This is a genomic window from Rhodococcus sp. SORGH_AS_0301, assembly GCF_030818285.1.
Taxonomy (GTDB): Bacteria; Actinomycetota; Actinomycetes; order Mycobacteriales; family Mycobacteriaceae; genus Rhodococcoides.
In genome coordinates, this window is record NZ_JAUTAC010000002.1 from 3,557,883 (window position 1) to 3,576,145 (window position 18,263).

An 18,263-nucleotide genomic window follows, 5' to 3' on the forward strand; every position below is an offset into this window, starting at 1 on the left:
GTCGACTCAGTACGCGCCGTCGCTGCCGACGACGGCCTTGAGGGTCTTCAGCACGATGAGCAGATCACCTGTCATGGACCAGTTCTCGACGTAGCTCAGGTCGAGGCGCACCGATTCCTCCCAGGACAGGTCGGAGCGGCCACTCACCTGCCACAGGCCCGTCAGACCGGGTTTGACCAGCAGCCGGCGGCGCACGTCGCCGTCGTAGGTCTCCACCTCGCGGCGCAGCGGCGGCCGCGGGCCCACGATCGACATCTCGCGGCGCAGCACGTTGAAGAACTGCGGCAGCTCGTCGATGCTCAGCCGCCGCATCACGCGGCCGACCTTGGTGACACGCGGATCCTCGCGCATCTTGAACAGGACGCCGCCCTCGCTGTCGTTGAGCGCCAACAACTCCGACACCCGAGCGTCCGCGTCCTGCACCATCGAGCGGAACTTGATCATCTGGAACGGCGTGCCGTCGAGGCCCATGCGCTCGGATCGGTAGAACACCGGACCCTTGCTGGTGGCCTTGACGAGAAGGGCGGCGAGGAGGAACAGCGGGGCCACGGCGACGAGGGCGACCACGGCGAACACCATGTCGAACGCCGTCTTCCCGAAGCGGCTCGCACCGTTGTACTGCGGCTTCTCCACGTGGATGAGCGGGAGGCCGGCGACCGGCCGCATGTGCAGGCGCGGGCCGGCGACGTCGACGACGCCGGGAGCCACGACCAGATCGACGTTCTTCTTCTCGAGGTCCCACACCATGCGGCGGATGCCCTCGTGACCGATGTGGTCCGTCGCGGTGACGGCGACGGTGTCCGCGCCCGTGGCCTCGATGGCATCGAGCACATCGTTCTCGTTGCCGAGGACGGGAATCTCGAGACCGTCGACGGACAGCTGATCCTCGGTGACCGACTGGGTGCGCGGCAGGCACACCCCGACCACCGCGTAGCCGGCACTCCCGTCGCGGTTGAACGACCGCGCCATGGAGAGGGCCGAGCTGTGACTGCCGACGATGACGACCGACGTCTGATAGTCGCCGCGACGACGTCCGCGAGCCACGTGCTTGCGGAAGAGCCACCGCGAGACCAGGAGCCCGATCAGCCCGACCGGCAGTGCGATGGCCAGGTAGCCACGCGCCAGTTCGAAGCGGAAGAGCAACGAGATGATGGCCACGAGCCCGAAGAGGCGGAAGGTGGCGGACAGCAGACGCCTGTACTCCTCGGCTCCCCCGCCGAGCACACGCGGCGAGCGGGTGCGGAAGATCGCGAGGAATGCGATCCACGTCAGCGCGAGGGTGACCGAGACCAACGTGTAGTTGAACGCCGCGCGCGGTACCTCGAGATCCGGCCGACCGAAGCGCACCACCTGTGCGCAGGCGACGGCGGCGACGACGACGAGCACGTCGGTCACCCGGAGCCGGTCCATGTACGCGCGCTCCCAGTCGCGTCGCGAGGTCGCCCTCCGCGATCGCCGAGCCCGCGGCAGTGCGACGTCGCGGCGCTCGGCCGACTCGCTCTCCGCCGGGCTGGGAGCAGACACGTGTACCTCGTTCCGTTCGACTGGATCCGCCAGGGACTCGACCGCTGATACGTGTACCAGGGCAGTCGGTAGCTTATTGCCTTCCCGCAAGGCTCGCTCAGACAACCACAGTGCGGTGAATCACACGGTGAGTTCACACATATTTAGCGTGTTCGAACGACACGATTTCAGAGGACCCTCAGGCCATTTGTTTGCGGCCGCTCACGAAAAAGACGATCCGCGACGCGACATCGATGATCTGGTCGGCGTAGCGCTCGAAATACCGTCCCAGCAGCGCGATGTCCACGGCATTCATCACGTCGTGCCCGTGATCGTCCGCCGACACGGTGTCCACGACCGTTGTCTTCAGAGAATCGACCCGATCGTTCTGTGAACTCAGACAATCGATACGCCCGAGATCACTCGTACGCAGTGCGTCGACTATTCGACCGGACATGTCGAGACACAATTCGCTCATCTCACGAAACTGCGGCATCAGATGATCGGGAACGATCGGCTCGGGAAAGCGACGGCGCGCGGCTTCGGCGATGTGCACCGCGAGGCCGACCATCCGTGAGAGGTCACTGCTGATGCGCACGGCCGAGAACACTCGGCGGAGATCCGCCGCGACGGGTGCCTGCAGCGCCAGCACGGTGACAGCCTGATCCTCGCAGCGGGCACCGAGTTCTCCGAGTGCCTCGCCGCGGGCGATGACGGACTCCGCAGCCTGCAGGTCGCCGTCGAGCAGGGCAATGCTGGCGTCGCGCATGGCGGTCTCCGCCGCCTGCGCGAGAGCGCACAGATCATCGTTCAGTCCCTCGAGTTGAGCTGTGTACGCGTTGCGCATGATGTCCCCGATCCTGGCCGTCCCGCCGACGCGTCCCGGAGGACGCGACGATGGGGGGTACCCGCGAGAGCGCCCCCCTAATCGAACAGAGAGCGAACGTCGCGCGCGGGCACCGCACGAGAGTAGAGAAATCCTTGGACGCGAGTGCACCCAGTATGGCGGGCGGCCGCGACCTGGTGGTCGCTTTCGATTCCCTCGACGACCAGGGCACGGCCGGTGTCGACCGCGAATCCGGCCAGTGCGCGGACCAACGAGTCGCCCGCGGCGGTCCCGAGCGTCCGCGCGATGCCCGCGTCGATCTTGAATCCGTCGACGGGGAAGTCGACGAGGCGTTCGAGCGACGAGAAGCCGATGCCGATGTCGTCGAGCAGCACCCGGAACCCGACGGCCTGCAGGGCGCTGACGAACTCGTGTGCCCGTGCCGGTCGAGCATGCGACACGGTCTCGGTCAGTTCGAAGACCACGCGCGCCGCCGGTACCGCGGACGCGGCGACGATCTCGATCAGGTGGTGCACCGCGTCGGGGGCCGCGAGATGCCGCGCGGACAGGTTGACGTGCAGGTCCATCTCGGGAGCGTCGACCATCCACCGCTCGAAGTCGACGAGCGCGCGGACGAGGACCGCGTGGTCGACGTCGATCTCGAGGTCGCTGCCCTCGATGGTGGGCAGGAAGTCCGCGGGGCTCACCATCGACGGCGCAGTGGTGCCGTCGCCCGGACGCGTCCAGCGGGCAAGAGCCTCGACCGCCGTGACGGCGCCGGACGACACGTCCACGATCGGCTGATACCAGGGAGTGATCTCGCCCCGCTCGATCGCGGCCGCGACAGCGCGGACGCACCCGGCGCTCTTCGAGCGGCCGTGACCACGCAGCGCCTCGAGATGGGTTTCGACCACCCGACCGAACTCGGTGAGAGTGGTGACCGTGTACTCGTTCGCGGGGTGCGGCTCGGCGTCCAGCACGCAGAGGGTGCCGATGATCAGCCCCTCGCGTCCACGGAGCGGTACCGCGACGTAGGACCCGAGGGACAGGGCGTGCAGCGACTGTGCGGTGGCCGCCCGGACCGGATCGTTCGAGAACCGGTCGAGGCCGGAATCCGAGACCGCGACGGGCCCCGCGGACGCGACGACGTGCTGACAGGCGGTGACGGAGCGCGGCAGTGTGTGCGGGAACGGTCCCCCGTGCTGAGCACGGGTGTACTGCACGTCCTCGTCGAGGATGTTGAGCTGCGCGGCGGAGAATCCCAGCGTGGTCGCCGCGAGAGTCGTGAGGGTCTGCAGCGTGGAGTCCGTGGCCGAGAAGTCGACATAGTGCCGCGCCGACTCACTCTGGCGCCGGAGTGCGCTCCTCTGCATGACGTGTCCGTTCTACGAGGCCACCGTCGGATGGTTCCGACGTGGCGTGTCCCGACACCGTGACCCCCCGGATCGTCAGTGATTCGTACCTGTTCCAGCCCCGTATCGGTCACGGGCGGGAAAAGGTTTCGTCCATTCCACAGCCGAGTCATCGTACAAGCCGTCAAACAGGCACGACGCCGGGTATCGGAGGTTCCGCCGTAGTATCACCGAATGACAGCGGACGGGCCCCTGACCGGGTCGGACTGGAACGCACGCGAGCGGCACGAGACCGAGACCGAGCGCCTCGATCGCAACTGGTCGAACCTTCTGCAGGAGCTGCGCGTGGTGCAGACCGGTATCCAGTTGCTCACCGGCTTCCTGCTCACCCTCCCGTTCCAGGCCCGGTTCCCGGAACTCGAGACGTACGAGCAGGCCGTGTACCTCGTGACGCTCGGAGCATCGGTCACCGCCACCATCCTTCTGGTCGCGCCGGTGGCTCTGCACAGGATCCTGTTCCGTCGCCGGGCACTGCGTCAGCTCGTCGACCACGCGAACCGGTTCGCTCTCGCCGGTTTCGTCCTGCTGGGCATCGCGATGTCCGGCGTACCGCTGCTCATCTTCGACCTGGTGGTGGGTCCCACCGCGGGCATCATCGCGTGCGCAGTGGCGGCCACCCTGTTCGTCTCGGTCTGCCTCGTACTGCCCGTGTCGTTGCGCCGCCGGCTGGGTCCGGTGAACGATCGGTCCGATTCGACCGAGTGATCTCGACCATGGATGTGCAAAATCTGCGCGCAGTGGGTACAGCGCTTCCATGATCACCGACGTCGCCGACGACATGCCGGTCACCGACCGTGGTGACGCGACCCGCGATCTGATCCTGCAGGACATCCCCGCCGAGCCTCGGGCGCTGACCGGTGTGCGTACGACGGTGCTCGCATGGCTGCGCGACCGCGGCCTCGACGAGGACCTGTGCCAGGACATCACCCTGGCCACGTACGAGGCATTGGCCAACAGCGTCGAGCACGCCTACGAGCGCTCCGCGGACACCGTGGTGCGCACCGTCGGACTCGAGGTGCGTACTCCGCGGGCCGGCGGGGTGACCATCGACGTGACCGATCGGGGATCCTGGGTCGACAACGGCAACGATCCGCGCCGAGGTCGAGGGCTTCCCCTCATCCATGCGCTCGCGCACGAAGCGTCGGTGGATTCCTCGGAGGACGGCACGACCGTCCGGATGCGGTGGAACGCGGCCTGACGGTCAGACCAGTGCGTGCCGCGACTGCGTCGTCACCACGGGCAACGGTTCCGACCGCGTCGGTACCACCGGCAGCGGCGCGCTGAACGGAGACTCCGACCGTCGTGCGGCGAGAAGGGCAGCCCCCGTCGCGGCGATGGACTGCGGATCCTGTGGCATCACCAGAGCGGAACCCCACTCGCGCGCGAACACACCGCGCAACAGAGGGAGGTTCGCCGGTCCGCCGGCCAGTACCACGGCGTCGACACGATGCGCACCCCGGCGCACCACATCGCTCACCCAGTCGGCAGCCTCGGTGACGTAGTCCAGCATCAGCCGGTCCACCGTGGTCCGCCAGACGTTCACGGTGCCCCCGACGAACGGTCCGCCGACGCGCACGACGCGGTGCAGGGCGATCATCTCCATCGCCCACTCGACGCCCTCGGTCAGTAGCTGAGAGTCGTTCGGCGACAGCGGTTCCGCTGTGCCGTAGGCAGCCAGGAGGTGCTCGCGGACACTGTCCGCGAAGGCACTGCCCCGGTAGCGGTCGGTCCACGTCGCGTCCTTGACGAAGCCCGTGGCCACGTCGACGACGGACACCGACGTACCGCTCTTCCCCATGTCGACGACGGCGATCGTGGATCCCGACTCGACCAGGCCGCGCATTCTGAGATACATCAGCTGGGCGCCGAGTTCCGAAGCGAGACGGACACATCCGCCGGTGTGCACGGACAGGGAGATGGTACCCACGCGTGACCGGGGCTCGTCCGGAACCACCAGCACGGCGGTCTCACGATCGGCGCCGTGGCGCGCACAGACCGAATCCACCACGTCGACAGCGGCTTCGAGTCGATCGCGACCGCGTGCCACCGTGACGGACTCGGTACCGAGCAACGCACGGCCCATGGGATCCATCACCGCGGCTCGTATCGCCGACGCTCCGAGGGAAATTCCTACCACTGCTCGCATGACCCGCCCCGTTCCTGGTGTTCCGCGACGAAGCCTAGGCGCTCGAACAGGGAAAAGGTCGGTTCTCAGTGGCTATTGGCAAAGTTTGGTTGGTTTCACTAGGAGCCGGGGCGTCACTCGACCGACGCGGTACCGGACGTGTCCGGCGTCGGGTCGGGCTCGGACGGCTGGCTAGGCGGCTCGGAATCCGTCGGCGGCTCGGACGACGAGCCTCCCGTCGATCCGGGTGTCTCGTCGCCGCCGGAACCACCGCCCGTACCGGTGCCGGGATCGGTACCACCCGTGCCGGTTCCGCCGCCGCCCCCGGTGGAGCCTCCGCTGGTCGACCCACCGCTAGTCGAACCACCGCTGGTCGAACCACCGCTGGTCGAGCCTCCACTCGTCGAACCACCGCTCGTCGAACCACCGCTCGTGGAACCACCGCTCGTCGATCCGCCGCTCGTCGATCCGCCGCTGGACGGCGCCGCCGACGAGGTTCCCGGTCGCGTGGTCGCGGCACCGGGTGCGGCGGGCACCGACACGGCTCCGTTCTGCTGCGTGACACCGGGGCGGATGCCGGTGAGGGCGTCCGCGGCCGTGGTGCCGCCGGGCACGGGTGCCGGCACGGCCGTGGGGCTCGATCCGGCGGGCGCTGCGGGATTGGGAGCGATACCGGTGCCCGCCTCGGCCGAGTCGGTGGCCGACGTGGACAGGGGTTCCGCGACACCGGCGGCCTCGGGAGCCCGCGGTCCCGTCACGGCCCAGACCGCGAACGATCCGGCCAGGACGGCGGCAGCGACTCCCGCACCCACGACGGCGAATCCCCGGCGCGTCTCGCGTGAGGACGCGTCGACCGGCTCGGGCAGCACCACCGGGATCGGACCGGTGATCGCGTCGCCGGCGTCGTGGTCGGCCCACAGCGCGACGGCGACCGCCGGTTCGAGGGACGGATCGACGTCCACCGCGTCGACGACGACCACGTCGCGAACGTGACCGTCGCGCAGCGCGGACTCGACGGGCTCACGCAGATGCGGCGACTCGAGGACGACGGCGGCACCGGTGAGCAGCAGATCGGCGCGGGCAGCCCGGAGCCGCATGACACCGATGGACGTCGCGACCGCCGCGGCCACCTCGGCCGGCGACCCGGTCTGCATCGGGATGGTGCGCTCGTCGACCGGACCGAGCCGAGGCAGCTCGACGTCGACGAGAGCCGCCGTCACCTCGTCGCTCGTCGCCGAGATTCCCAGCACGATGTGCATGTCGTCGTCGTCCGCCTGTTCGTTCTCGATGATGCGTGGTCTCGTACGGTCCCGCCCGATGGATCAGTGCGCCGTGGTGGGCTGGGCGCTGGTTGCCGCGGGCGTGGTCGTCCGAGTCGTCGTGGACGTCGGCGACGGAGCCGCAGGTGACGTCGTCGTGCTGGTGTTCGAGTTCGGCCGCCGTGTCGTGGTGGGCGCCGGCGTCTCCTCCGGCTCGTCCTGTACCGCGGTGGAGGGTGCCGGGGCGAGCGTCGGGCGCTGGGAGGTCGAGGTCGACGGGGTGACGCTCGACGGTGCTGCGACGGGCGTCTCCGTGGACGGCGCCGGCGCGGCGGTGGCGCTCGACGACGCCGCCGAGGGCGAGGCCGGCGCCGCGTCGACGCGCGGGGCAGTGCTGGGCACGGTGGTGGCAGTGGGCGTGGCGTCGACGGACGACGTGACGACGACGCGATCCGTCGCCTGCACGGCCTCGGTCTCCGACCGTCCCGACGCACCGGCGGCTGCGCCGAGGGTGACCGCGGCGACGAGCGCCGTGGTTCCCACCACGACACCGGCACAGGACCGACGTCGCCGCGTGGAGCGGGCGCGTCGAGGCGCACCGGTGACGACGCGCGGTGTGGGCAGCGGTGGTCGAGCGGTCTCCGGCTCCGGCGCCACCTCGGGTTCCGGGGTGGGAACCGGCTCCGCCGCTGGGGTGTGAGCCGGCTCCGCCACCGTGGTGAAGGCGGCCGTGACCTCGTCGTCCGCCGGCGGTGCGGTGACGACGGGCAGCGGCATGGCGTCCACGGCGGGGGGCACGACGGTGGAGAGATGTGCGGCGCCCATCGCCGCGAAGAACTGCGGCCAGCGCGGCGTGATGACGGGGACCGCGACCCGAGCGGCGATGTCGCGGCGCACCGACGGGATGTGCGCGCCGCCGCCGACCAGGAGCACGGCGTCGGCTCCCCGGGCCACGGCGTCGTCCACGAGGTCGACGAGCATCGCGGTGGGCTGGGCGATGAGAAGTTCGAAGTCGGTGCGGCGCAGGCGAACCGAGTCGGTGACGAACGGCCCCGACAGGTCGACCGCACGCTCGTCGGACAGCATCTCCTTGGCCGCGAGACTGTCTCGGGCCAGGGTGCGCACGGCCGCGGGGCTCATCTTCTCGGCAGCACCGAAGGTGGTGGACAGGTGATCGGCGACCGCGGCGTCGATCGCGTCACCGGACAGTTCCGTGATGCCCACGCTCGAGTACAGGTCACCGGTCTGGGTGTCCAGGACGTGCACGCGCGTGCCGACCCGACCGAGGTCGACGACCGCGAGCGTGCGAGCCGCGTCGACGCAGCCCTCCATCCGTGCGGCGGCCAGCAGCGCGTCGCACTCGGCGACGAGTCGAACTCCGCCGGGACCGTAGGTGCTCTCGGGGTCTCCCCCCACTGCGATCACCGGCGCGTCCGGACTCACGCACAGATCCGCGGCCATCTCGAACGCTGCCGCAGCGGCCGCGGACAGAGGATGGTGGGATCCGGTGGCGAGCGAGCGCACCTCGACGACCCGGCCCTCCGGGTCCATCACGACTCCGCGCACGCACCCGGTGCTCATGGAGACACCGAACGTTTCCGTCTCGGTTCGCATCATGGATCACCACCATCGGCTGTCGGAGTTTCAGACAGACCGATAGTAGAGCGTCAAACCGGGCATAGCAACGTATACGACGGCAAAAACCGACCGTAGGTCTACTGGAGAAAGTTCAAATAAGCCTTCGACGGGGTCGGGCCGCGCTGTCCCTGATACTTCGATCCCAGCGCTGAGCTGCCATAAGGATTGATCGCCGGACTGGAGAGACGGAACAAGCAGAGCTGCCCGATCTTCATGCCCGGCCACAACGTGATGGGCAGATTGGCGACATTCGAGAGCTCCAGCGTGATGTGTCCGCTGAAGCCCGGATCGATGAAACCCGCCGTCGAGTGTGTGAGAAGTCCCAGCCGGCCCAGACTCGACTTGCCCTCCAGTCGCCCCGCGAGATCGTTCGGCAGGGTCGTCAGCTCGAGCGTCGACCCGAGCACGAACTCGCCCGGATGCAGAACGAACGGCTCCCCCTCGGCGGGCTCCACCAAGGTGGTCAGCTCGTCCTGCTGCAGCTTCGGGTCGATGTGGGTGTAGCGCGAGTTGTCGAACACCCGGAACAGCCCGTCCAGGCGCACGTCCACACTCGACGGCTGAACCATCGCCTCGTCGAACGGTTCGATGCCGAGCGTTCCGGCATCCACCTCGGCCTTGATGTCGCGATCGGAGAGCAGCACGCACAGAGACTATCGACCGAGCCCGCCGAGGCCACCCGGGCGCCCTGCTAATCTTCAGGGGCAGCTCCACCGGCCGATGTAGTTCAATGGCAGAACATCAGCTTCCCAAGCTGAATACGCGGGTTCGATTCCCGTCATCGGCTCCACCGAACGCCCTGGTCGACGCAGTATCGGCCGGGGCGTTTGCCGTCGGCGCAGGATGCGGGGCCGCGACGGGGCCGCGCACCACGCAGATGTGTCTGAGCCCGTCTGTAGCCTCCCTGGAGACTGAGAAGCGCGGCGCGCTGACACCAAGGAGCCGGGAGAAGCATGTACCTTCGCGAGCTGTACGTCTCGAACAACGGCCCCCTCGAGCGGCTGCACATCGAGTTCCAGGGCGGCGACTGTCCGGTCCCGTGTGTGATAGTCGGAGCCAACGGTTCAGGGAAGACCAACCTGTTGTCGATAGTTGCTGATGCATTGATGCACGGAGCCAGTCAGGCATTCTCGGATGTGCTTCGAAGTAACGGAATATCGAATAGCTTCTTTCGCGTGGTGGGAGGACGCACTATTCGGCAGGGCACCGGCGCGACATTCTCAATACTGCGGTTTGACGCGGAAGAAGCAGCCGACAGCATCTTCTATCGCGAGAATGCGGGGGACGTTACGACATATCAGGCAACAGACGTCCTGCCGCAATCGCTCCATAGTGGTGCAACATGGAGCGGGACCAGTTCATCGAAAGTAATCACTTTCGATGACTCCAAGGCTGAAGAGATATTCAAATCCGGTGTGTACATGTACTCCCCCTCCAGCAGATCCGAGAAGCCCCACTGGTTCAACGCGGGGGCTCTCCTCGCTGATACGTACAAAACAAGCGATCGGTTCAGCACCGATCTCGACCGTCCTCTATTCGTCGAGCAGGGCCTTGATGCTTTTGCACAATGGCTACTTGGCGTTATCACGGAATCGCGCCTCAGAGTAACGCAGGCCGATTTCGTTTCTGACGACCAAAAGCAAATCTCGGTTCAAATGGATGCTTCGGAGTATATGTCGACACAGTACCCGTTGCTGATGGCTGACCACATCCTGCAAGCGGTATTAGACGAGACGACGGCGAAATTTCGCTGGGCGGGACGACATAATGCCCGCAAGATAGGCGTGGAAGTGCACGGGGAGCCTTTGATAAGCGGGTTGGATAGCCTGTCCGGCGGGCAAGCTACCCTCCTTTCCCTTTTCGGTACGATCCTTCGATATGGAGATGAGATTGGCAAATCTCCGACTAACATCGAGGGCATCGTTGTGATAGACGAATTGGACGCACACATGCACGTCGATCTCCAAATGAGAGCACTGCCACGACTGATCTCCCTGTTTCCAGGTGTGCAGTTCATCATTTCAAGCCATTCTCCCTTCTTCACTCTGGGCATGGAAAATCAGTTCACCGCAGACAAAATGCAAGTCATTGAGATGCCTCATGGTCTCCAAATAAACGCTGAGGCTTACAGCGAGTTCGAGACCGCTCTCACCGCGTTCCGCGAAACAAAGCGTTACGCACTCGATATCATGGAAGAAGTACGGTCGAGTGAAAGACCTCTAGTGCTGCTGGCAGGGGAAACGGATCAAAAGTACTTCGCGAAGGCAGCTCAAGTGCTGAACTACCCCCACCTCATAAACCACTTCGAGTGGGTTGGTCGCGCCAACCCGGCCAATGGCGGTGGTACCTTCACAGGCGACGACAGCCTCGATCGGACCGTCCAGTTCTTCGAGGCAAATCCAACGTTTACGCAACGACCAATTGTCATACTGTACGACTGCGACGCAAAGGTCAAAGAAAAGAAATTCGAGTCAATCGAAGTCATGCAACTGCCTCAAGTTGAAAATGCGGTATGCACCAAAGGAGTTGAGAACCTTCTGCCCGCTGAAGTCTTCACTGACAATATGTACATAAAGCGCGAGAAGGACACCGGAGTAGGGCGGCCGACTGTAGTTCATGAACTGAAAAAGATGGCCCTATGTGACTTGCTCTGCGGTGCGGAAACAGACGCACACGTGTTTGAGAATTTCCTCCCGATTTTGGCAAGAATTGACCAAGCCCTAACCCCCAAAGACGAGAGTGCCGAGGCTAACACTTTAAGTACCACCACCGGCGACGAGCTTCTTACCTAGGTTGCAACCTGTCGACAAGCTCTCCCGGCTGGCACTCAAGTCCGTCCGCGATCTTCAGCAGGTTCTCCAAGCGCGGGCTTCGCTGACCCCGCTCGATCTGACTCAGGTAGGTCCAGTGGACCCCACAGGCTTCGGCAGCGGCTTCCTGACTCAGACCCAGCTCGCGGCGGCGTACCCGGACACGCTCACCGAACGCACCGAGCGTGGCGTTCAGAGGGGGCTTCGGGTCTGTCGGCATGGCTTGATAAGCACAACCGTCTACAGCGGGGCTATCCAGAGCACAAACGTCTAGTGCGGAACCATCTAGGCTCTGCGACGGTTGCCCGAGTCACCGACTGAGATGAGACGTACGTGAAGAAGTCCGCGGTCCTTGCCGCTCTGTTCGTTCTGGCCGTGACCGCTTGCGGCAGCCAAACCGACCCGGCTTCGAGCTCACCGCCCTCGTCAGCAGCCGCTCCGGTGGATGCCGAGCGCGCCGAGTGGTGCGAGTCATTCAAGCGCATGGAGAACCCGACTCAGTCCGTCAGCGTGAGCCAAGCCTTGGCCGACTCGACGGACCCGGCGCTCAGCTCGGTAGAACGGGAAGACGGGATGCGGCGATACCTGGAGCTGACGGCTACTCCTCCGAACTCCCAGACGGACGCGCAGTGCAGCGGTGCCGTCTGGGATCGGTTCTACGCGGAGACCAAGGCAACCTCTTCGGCCGGGGCGACCGGGGTCAACTGACCTCCGCGCGGCGAATAGGAACCACGTTCTCCCCGCGAGCCGCACCCATCGAACCGAGCGCGTCCATCGCGTCAGAGTGGTCGTCCTCGAAGAGGTGCGCGTAGACGCTGAGCGTCGTCGTCACCTTCGCGTGGCCGGCAAACCGTGCTATCTCCAGCGGCGGGATTCCGGCCGCGACGCACAGCGACACGTACGTATGCCGTAGCGAGTGGAACTTGAGCGCGGGCGGGAGCGCTGTGCCAAGGCGGATCGCCCGCAAGACAGCGGGGCGGTAGACCGCTTTGTAGAAGGACGGGTGCCGGAGCGGCGTCGACCAATCGAGCGATAGCCGCTCCGCTGCCTCGTCCGCGCTGAGGGCCGCGAGGACGTCCGCAGCCTTCGGCACGGTACGACGCCCCTCCGCGTCGGTCGCACGCTTCCCCGTCGGCTTTGCGGCGACGAGCGTCGACGCGGGGAAGAGGGGCGCACCCGGTTCATCGGTACGGGGGTGAACCGCGAGGTAGTCCCGGAGCACGTCCACCGTCGCGCTCGGCAACGGCACTCGCCGCCTGCTCCCCCGCGTCTTGGGCGTGTCATACGAGAGCACCCCACCGACGACCATGACTGTCCGCTCGACCCGGAGCGTTCCGGGCTTGCGGGGCGCGTTCGGGTTCAGCGACCTCGCCGGTAACTCCACGTCACCTACCTGGAGCCCCGCGAGTTCGGCGGCGCGCAACCCGGACCACGCCGCGAGATGCACCATGACGTTAAAGGGCCACGGCGTCGCCTCTACGAGCGCCGATACCTGAGTCGCGGTGAGGAACTGGTCGGGGTCATCGACCACACCCGGCGTTCCTGCCGTGGCGCTTCGCTCGCTCGGGAGCCGGACGTGATCACAGGGGTTCGCGCTCAGCCGGCCATCCGCTACCGCCTGCCCGAGGACCATCCGAACCACGAAGAACGCATGCCGAACGGTAGAGGGTTGCTTCCCTCGTCGGGAGAGACCGACGACCCACTCCGAGACCATCGGGCGGGTGATGGCGTTAAGGGGGTAGCCCCCAAAAGTCCGGTCGATCTCGCTGCCGTCGGCGATCTGGTACGCGTAGCCCGCGCGGGTCCGGGGCTTTAGGTCGTGGCGACTCTCCAGCCACTCGTTCGCCGCGAGCCGGAACGTGACCTCCCCGGCCCGGTGGTCGAAGGTGGTTCCCCGCCGCTGGCTGTACTCGACCTCCGAGGCGTAGGTGTCGGCCTGCTTACGGGTATCGAAGCCGCCCTTGGTGCGGTGCTTGCCGTCGGGCGTTCGCCACTTCACCTTGTAGTAGGGCTTGCCGTCGCGCTTCGACGTGAACTTGTGGACGCTAGCCACGACTACCTCTTCCCGTTGCTGAAGATCGCGGCGATTACCACGAAGGTGAGCGGAAGCCAGAGAACGAGAACCCAACCGAGGGTGTCCATCTCACATCACCCCCGCGCGTTGGAGCACTCGGCGGATCGTGCTGTGGTGCCACTGGAGCCCGTCCCCCGGCGTTGCGATGCCGTACTCGTCCAGCTTGGCCGCGATCCTCTTCGCGCTGAGTCCGTCCTCTACCCGCATCGCCACAATCTCTTCTTGGATTGCAGGCGAGATACCCGACGGACGGCCCAGCCGCACGCCCTGCGCCTTCGCCCGCCGCAAGCCCTCCTTGGTCCGCTCGCTGATCTTGCGCTTTTCCTCCGCAGCCATGGCCACCCGAATGTCGAAGAGCAGTCGCTGGCTGGTGTCGCTGGAGTTCGCGCCCTGCGTGTCGAGCAAGGTCCAGCCATTCGCGTTGGCGCGCTGAGCGATTGCCGCGGCGTCGAGCTGGTCCCGCGTGGCGCGGTCGAGCGCCCGGACCAGTAGCGCATCCGCCAGGCCCGCTTCGATAGCCGCGATGGCGGTCGCCCGTCCGTGGAGCTTCGGCACGCTACCACTGCTCATCACATCGTATGTGACGGTGAGTAATTGGAGCTCGTTCGCGGCGCAATACCGACGCATCTCGTCCTGCTGTGCCCCTAGTCCGTGCCCCTTCTCCTGGGCGTTGGTCGAGACGCGGGCGTACCCGATCACGCGCAACCCGCGTAGACCGTGCGCCGTTCCCGCGCCCGCATGCCCCCGATCCGGGGCTTGAGTCGTCGTCATTAGCTTCTCCTGTCGTCCTGCCGAGTGGGGCCGGATACGTCGCCGTTGACCGGTTGGAACGTTTCCGGCCCCGAAGGTACGCCACGCGCCCACCGACCGATACACGCTGATTGCATTGCCCCACAGTGCATTTTGGCTCTAAGACGTTGAGAACCCGTACCCCGACGAGTCCCCGGAACCGGGCCGAACGCTGGGGAGCGTTGGAGCGAGGTGGGTGCAATCTGTGTCGAGGTCGATCGCTCCGGGACGGCGGTCGGCGGCTATCGACCGGGAAGACGGCGATGGATTGGCCGGCCAGGAAGCCGCGGCCGGAGCGCGACCCCCGTAAGAGACGACCGCCCGCACAGGCAACGCACCTGATTATCGCGACTGGTTCGAGGGACGCCCAGCCTCAGAACCAGTCCTTGCCTACAGGCGTCTGTTCAGCGGTCGGATCAATTGGCTCGGAGGTCACGAGCGCACCGAAGTTCTCGGGCGTCAGGTTCGGCCTTTCCCCGTTCGCGCGGCGGCGTGCTTCCGCTTCGGTCATCTCGTCCGTATGCCGCACCCGCGCCCGGTAGGCCCGTTCGTGCCTCTCTCGCTCGCGGTCCAACGCCGCGCGTTCGGCCTTGGCCGTTCGCTTGATCGTGCGCCACGTCTCCGCCTCCGGCGACGCCGCCCGTAGCATCTCGTCGGCATCCGAGTCGGGCGATTGTGCGCCATGAGCGTCGTAGTCACTCATGGCCGGCTCCACCTTCGGTCGCCTCCCGGCCTCGGAATCCCTGGTTCCCTAGGCGTTCCTCAGGGGTTCCGTAGGAGATTCCCCAGCATCGGGGACTGTTCTCGCTGGTCAGAGGGCCGTTCCGTAGGTTCCCTAGGGAACGGGCTGAACTATCTCTTATTCTTCCGTCGTAACTAGATACGTCTACTAACATTCCTATCTCTCTTTCGCGTAGTAAGTAGAAAAGTCCTAGGGAACCTGAGGAACTACCCTCCGAGCTGCGGCGATACGGCCGCGTGCTGCGATTTTTCCTAGGGAACCGCTGGGGAACGGCTGAGGAACCAAACCCGTCAGACGACCTTCGCGCCCACTCGAGACCGCACGTCGACACCTATGTACGTGGGTACGCGCCCACCCCGTCCGCCCACGCGCCGCTTCTCCACTTTGATGTCGGGAGCGATAGTCGACATGGCGGCGACGAGTTGTTGGCCGAAGTTGGACGAATTCGCGGGCGTGTACCCGTTCGCCCCGCACCAATCGGAGTACCGCTTGTAGATAATTTCGACGGCAACGCTTCGCTCCACCCCCGTCTCGCACGCCTCGCGGATGAACGTCTCCACAGGAGACGCCCCCTCGCCCAGAACCTCCAGAAGATGAGCGCCAGAATCGGGCTGCAAGAACCGCCCGCGGGAGTAGAGCCGGTCTAGTCCGTCCAGGGCCCAAAGAAGGATTCCGGGCAGCTCCCCCGTCAGCTGGTCGATGAGGTTGGTGTTCTCCGCACCCAGGAACGACCGGCGGAACTGGAACGCGAGCATGCGCGTCTTGATGGCGTTGGAGGAGTCCGGCAGCCGCGGCAGCTCATTCGACAAGAACATCAACCGGGCCGAGAGCTTCCCGTTCCACGGTTGCTGGTGCTTGATGTCGATCTGGATGCGGTCTTCGCCGGAGATGCGTAGCAAGTTCTCCACGATCCCGTCGGCGCGGACCGTGACCCGACCGTCCGCGATTGTGCCGAGTGTTTTGCCGATGAGCGGCTCCAGCCCGAACCGACTACCGAGGTCTCCAGTCGACGGACCGGTCACGTTCTCCTTGCCGACCAACGCCTCCAGAACGCGAGCAATCGTGCCCTTGCCCGACCGGGGCGGGCCGATCAGCATGGCGATCTTGTGCATATCGGTGCGGCCGGAAACTATGTAGCCGAACCACTCTTGCAGCGCCTCGATCGCCTCTGCATCGCCGGGAAGCCACTCGTTGAGGCTGCGCAGCCACACTGTCGGACGCGCAGCGGCGGGATCGAATGCGAAGGGCACCGACACGAGGTTGAAGTAGTCGGGGGTGTGCTCGATGAGGATTCGGTCGGACACCCGAAGCAAGCCGTTCGTACACGCGACGACGTGCGGCGAGCCGTGAGACGGCGTACGCCAGGACGGCGGCGTCAGTTCGCTGTCGATGGTCACCAGCCCCTCCATCGCATCAAGCACGTTCGAGACCCTGGTCCTGTTCGGGTTCCACGGTTTAGGCGGGATCGGCACACCGTCCTTGTCTGTACCGGCGTCGATGACCGCGTTCTCGAGGTGGTCGTAGACGAGTTTGCGACACGCGGACTCATCCAGGCGCCGCCACTGAGTTCCACCCCAGGCCATCCATTGACCGCGCCAAAAACCCAGGGGTCGTGAGCTTTCCGTACGCGAGATGAGCTCCCTGGCCACGGGACGGGGTTCGTTGTAGTGCGGCCAGAACCGCGTCCGCAGCTTCGCCTGAATGGGATCGTCCGCTGCGGGTACCACCACAAGTTCTGGAGCGGGTGCGTCGACACCGTCGATTCCGAAGTCGTGGTGGAAGCCCGGTCCATCCATGGCCGGCGTGCATGATCGCTTGCGGCTCGCGTGACCGACGTTCATTGCGTGGGTCATGACTTGTTCACCGCCGTCTCCGAACGGAAGCGGAGGACGATGCGGCCGTCGGAGTCGCGTTGCGGGGCCGGGGAGTTCCCCCTAGCCTTCGCGCGACCGACAGCGCCCCGGAGGGCGCGGTAGAACTCGTCAAGAGCGTCCGCGTCGGCTCTCGCCGTCCCCGGAGCGGAGCCCGACCGGCGTAGTTCCATAACCTCCAGGTAGGCGTCGCGGATCACGTCCAGCGCCAGTCCCAGCCCCGCCTTGTTCTCAGTCGAAGACCACACAGCTTGTTGAACTTTTCTCAGCATGACCGAGTACGCCGACGCGTCGTCGGAACCTCCCGCGACCATCGCCTGCACCATCCCTGGCCGATCCGCGAGCGCCAGCATGGTCCGGGCCGGATGCATCGCCAGCAGCTCGTCCTCGTCGCAGAGCGCACCGGGTTGGTCATTGACCCACCCGATCGCGGCCTCCATCGTCGTCGGCACGGAGGGGCGTCGAACCCGCACAGCACCGGTGAGGGGCCGCGTCCCGTCGCGGTTCAGAACGCTCAGGATCTCTCGCCACGTCAGCGCACCCGAGCGTGGGAACAGCGTTGTGCGAACTGGTTTGGGTTCAGCTTTGTGGTTGACCGAACCTGGCGCTCTGAGAATGCGGTCGAGGTTGTAGACGTTGTCGATATCAGCACCGGGACGAACACTCCGCACCTGATCCCGCACCAACCCGCCCCATCGGTCGTAGAGAAGCCTCCACCCCTCCCGATCAAGGCGGTTTTCGTTTCCGCCGACCACGTTCGAGCAGGATTGAGGCGAGGCGATCCGGTAAAACGGCTGGAGGCCGTGCCCGGATTCGATCACCGCGATGGGGTTGACGGTGAGTGCCCGCGACAGCCGATCCACGACTTCACGGCACTCGTCCAAGGAGTGCAGGCCGTTGTCCTTGACGTCCAAGTCAGCGAAAAGCGCGTACACGCGGGTTACGTCGTTCTCGGTGCCGCGGCGACCGAACGCGACCGTCGGCAGCACCGGATTGACCCCGAAGTACACGTTGCGGTCCTGCGGCGGCGTCCACGCCAGAAGGTGCCGCACCGGTTCGACCCTGCACAAAAACGAGGAGCCCTCCTTCTTGGTGCAGAGCGAAACCCGTTCGGTGGATCGGTGACCGAGCGCGGCGAGCACATCGTGGAGGTCCGGATCATCAACGATTCGATGTCGACGGCGGGTAGAATGAGACACGTAAGTTCCTATCGG

Annotated in this window: 17 protein-coding genes and 1 tRNA gene; 5 read left to right on the forward strand and 13 right to left on the reverse strand. The window is 65.9% G+C overall.

The genetic code is table 11. The annotated features are described in order from the left end of the window. Positions 1-6 precede the first annotated feature (6 nt). The 3 genes from QE397_RS17375 to QE397_RS17385 all read right to left on the reverse strand — a co-directional run bounded on the left by QE397_RS17375 (position 7) and on the right by QE397_RS17385 (position 3,702). Positions 7-1,410 (reverse strand): sugar transferase, encoded by a 1,404-nt coding sequence (locus QE397_RS17375; RefSeq protein ID WP_037186361.1) that lies wholly within the window; start codon positions 1,408-1,410, stop codon positions 7-9. A 292-nt stretch (positions 1,411-1,702) separates the two neighbouring features. Further along, positions 1,703-2,350 carry a PhoU domain-containing protein gene (locus tag QE397_RS17380; protein ID WP_027506381.1) on the reverse strand — a complete coding sequence of 216 codons (648 nt, stop codon included), beginning with the start codon at positions 2,348-2,350 and terminating at the stop codon, positions 1,703-1,705. Positions 2,351-2,427: 77 nt separating this feature from the next. Next, on the reverse strand, positions 2,428-3,702 hold the full coding sequence (locus tag QE397_RS17385) for an EAL domain-containing protein (RefSeq protein ID WP_307096344.1): 1,275 nt from the start codon (positions 3,700-3,702) through the stop codon (positions 2,428-2,430). Positions 3,703-3,915: 213 nt separating this feature from the next. Between QE397_RS17385 and QE397_RS17390 the strand changes: the two genes are divergently transcribed. Together QE397_RS17390 and QE397_RS17395 are read left to right on the forward strand one after the other, a co-directional pair. Further along, positions 3,916-4,446, forward strand: a complete 531-nt coding sequence (locus QE397_RS17390; protein ID WP_222633128.1) for a DUF6328 family protein — start codon at positions 3,916-3,918, stop codon at positions 4,444-4,446. A 49-nt stretch (positions 4,447-4,495) separates the two neighbouring features. Continuing rightward, positions 4,496-4,939, forward strand: a complete 444-nt coding sequence (locus tag QE397_RS17395) for an ATP-binding protein (protein WP_222650701.1) — start codon at positions 4,496-4,498, stop codon at positions 4,937-4,939. 3 nt (positions 4,940-4,942) lie between these two features. Here QE397_RS17395 and QE397_RS17400 read toward each other — a convergent pair whose 3' ends face one another. The 4 genes from QE397_RS17400 to dcd all read right to left on the reverse strand — a co-directional run bounded on the left by QE397_RS17400 (position 4,943) and on the right by dcd (position 9,407). After that, a complete protein-coding gene (locus tag QE397_RS17400; RefSeq protein ID WP_307096348.1) occupies positions 4,943-5,887 on the reverse strand; it encodes an Hsp70 family protein in 945 nt (314 codons plus the stop codon). A gap of 113 nt (positions 5,888-6,000) precedes the next feature. Continuing rightward, positions 6,001-7,125, reverse strand: a complete 1,125-nt coding sequence (locus QE397_RS17405; RefSeq protein WP_307096350.1) for a hypothetical protein — start codon at positions 7,123-7,125, stop codon at positions 6,001-6,003. Between the two features lie 63 nt (positions 7,126-7,188). Next, positions 7,189-8,742, reverse strand: a complete 1,554-nt coding sequence (locus tag QE397_RS17410) for an Hsp70 family protein (protein ID WP_307096352.1) — start codon at positions 8,740-8,742, stop codon at positions 7,189-7,191. A gap of 98 nt (positions 8,743-8,840) precedes the next feature. Next, positions 8,841-9,407, reverse strand: coding sequence for a dCTP deaminase (dcd, locus tag QE397_RS17415; protein WP_027506388.1), 567 nt, complete (start codon positions 9,405-9,407; stop codon positions 8,841-8,843). A gap of 72 nt (positions 9,408-9,479) precedes the next feature. Between dcd and QE397_RS17420 the strand changes: the two genes are divergently transcribed. Together QE397_RS17420 and QE397_RS17425 are read left to right on the forward strand one after the other, a co-directional pair. After that, positions 9,480-9,553: transfer RNA gene (locus tag QE397_RS17420), tRNA-Gly, on the forward strand. A 163-nt stretch (positions 9,554-9,716) separates the two neighbouring features. Beyond that, a complete protein-coding gene (locus QE397_RS17425; RefSeq protein ID WP_307096354.1) occupies positions 9,717-11,555 on the forward strand; it encodes an AAA family ATPase in 1,839 nt (612 codons plus the stop codon). Here QE397_RS17425 and QE397_RS17430 read toward each other — a convergent pair. Beyond that, positions 11,548-11,793: a helix-turn-helix domain-containing protein gene (locus QE397_RS17430; protein WP_307096356.1), complete on the reverse strand. Its 246-nt coding sequence runs from the start codon at positions 11,791-11,793 to the stop codon at positions 11,548-11,550. The genes QE397_RS17425 and QE397_RS17430 overlap by 8 nt on opposite strands. 113 nt (positions 11,794-11,906) lie before the next feature. On the opposite strand from QE397_RS17430, the gene QE397_RS17435 reads away from it, so the two are divergent. Further along, positions 11,907-12,281, forward strand: a complete 375-nt coding sequence (locus QE397_RS17435; RefSeq protein WP_307096358.1) for a hypothetical protein — start codon at positions 11,907-11,909, stop codon at positions 12,279-12,281. On the opposite strand, the gene QE397_RS17440 is transcribed toward QE397_RS17435, so the two are convergent. From QE397_RS17440 to QE397_RS17460, 5 genes are all read right to left on the reverse strand, one after another. Next, positions 12,274-13,626 (reverse strand): tyrosine-type recombinase/integrase, encoded by a 1,353-nt coding sequence (locus tag QE397_RS17440; RefSeq protein ID WP_307096360.1) that lies wholly within the window; start codon positions 13,624-13,626, stop codon positions 12,274-12,276. The two genes, QE397_RS17435 and QE397_RS17440, sit on opposite strands and share 8 nt — an antisense overlap. Before the next feature lie 90 nt (positions 13,627-13,716). Then, positions 13,717-14,418, reverse strand: a complete 702-nt coding sequence (locus tag QE397_RS17445) for a recombinase family protein (protein WP_307096362.1) — start codon at positions 14,416-14,418, stop codon at positions 13,717-13,719. Positions 14,419-14,809: 391 nt separating this feature from the next. Then, positions 14,810-15,139 (reverse strand): hypothetical protein, encoded by a 330-nt coding sequence (locus QE397_RS17450; RefSeq protein ID WP_307096364.1) that lies wholly within the window; start codon positions 15,137-15,139, stop codon positions 14,810-14,812. Between the two features lie 329 nt (positions 15,140-15,468). Continuing rightward, positions 15,469-17,031 carry a phage/plasmid primase, P4 family gene (locus QE397_RS17455; RefSeq protein WP_307096366.1) on the reverse strand — a complete coding sequence of 521 codons (1,563 nt, stop codon included), beginning with the start codon at positions 17,029-17,031 and terminating at the stop codon, positions 15,469-15,471. Continuing rightward, positions 17,028-18,248, reverse strand: a complete 1,221-nt coding sequence (locus QE397_RS17460) for a hypothetical protein (protein WP_307096367.1) — start codon at positions 18,246-18,248, stop codon at positions 17,028-17,030. The genes QE397_RS17455 and QE397_RS17460 overlap by 4 nt, the downstream gene beginning before the upstream one ends. Positions 18,249-18,263: the final 15 nt, after the last annotated feature.

Excerpts from the sequence above, each read along its gene's own strand:
- QE397_RS17395 (WP_222650701.1), top strand. The coding sequence starts at position 4,496 with ATGATCACCGACGTCGCCGACGACATGCCGGTCACCGACCGTGGTGAC.
- QE397_RS17385 (WP_307096344.1), bottom strand. The coding sequence starts at position 3,702 with ATGCAGAGGAGCGCACTCCGGCGCCAGAGTGAGTCGGCGCGGCACTAT.
- QE397_RS17410 (WP_307096352.1), bottom strand. The coding sequence starts at position 8,742 with ATGATGCGAACCGAGACGGAAACGTTCGGTGTCTCCATGAGCACCGGG.
- QE397_RS17425 (WP_307096354.1), top strand. The coding sequence starts at position 9,717 with ATGTACCTTCGCGAGCTGTACGTCTCGAACAACGGCCCCCTCGAGCGG.
- QE397_RS17450 (WP_307096364.1), bottom strand. The coding sequence starts at position 15,139 with ATGAGTGACTACGACGCTCATGGCGCACAATCGCCCGACTCGGATGCC.
- QE397_RS17390 (WP_222633128.1), top strand. The coding sequence starts at position 3,916 with ATGACAGCGGACGGGCCCCTGACCGGGTCGGACTGGAACGCACGCGAG.
- QE397_RS17380 (WP_027506381.1), bottom strand. The coding sequence starts at position 2,350 with ATGCGCAACGCGTACACAGCTCAACTCGAGGGACTGAACGATGATCTG.
- QE397_RS17430 (WP_307096356.1), bottom strand. The coding sequence starts at position 11,793 with ATGCCGACAGACCCGAAGCCCCCTCTGAACGCCACGCTCGGTGCGTTC.
- QE397_RS17375 (WP_037186361.1), bottom strand. The coding sequence starts at position 1,410 with ATGGACCGGCTCCGGGTGACCGACGTGCTCGTCGTCGTCGCCGCCGTC.
- QE397_RS17400 (WP_307096348.1), bottom strand. The coding sequence starts at position 5,887 with ATGCGAGCAGTGGTAGGAATTTCCCTCGGAGCGTCGGCGATACGAGCC.
- QE397_RS17445 (WP_307096362.1), bottom strand. The coding sequence starts at position 14,418 with ATGACGACGACTCAAGCCCCGGATCGGGGGCATGCGGGCGCGGGAACG.
- QE397_RS17455 (WP_307096366.1), bottom strand. The coding sequence starts at position 17,031 with ATGACCCACGCAATGAACGTCGGTCACGCGAGCCGCAAGCGATCATGC.
- QE397_RS17405 (WP_307096350.1), bottom strand. The coding sequence starts at position 7,125 with ATGCACATCGTGCTGGGAATCTCGGCGACGAGCGACGAGGTGACGGCG.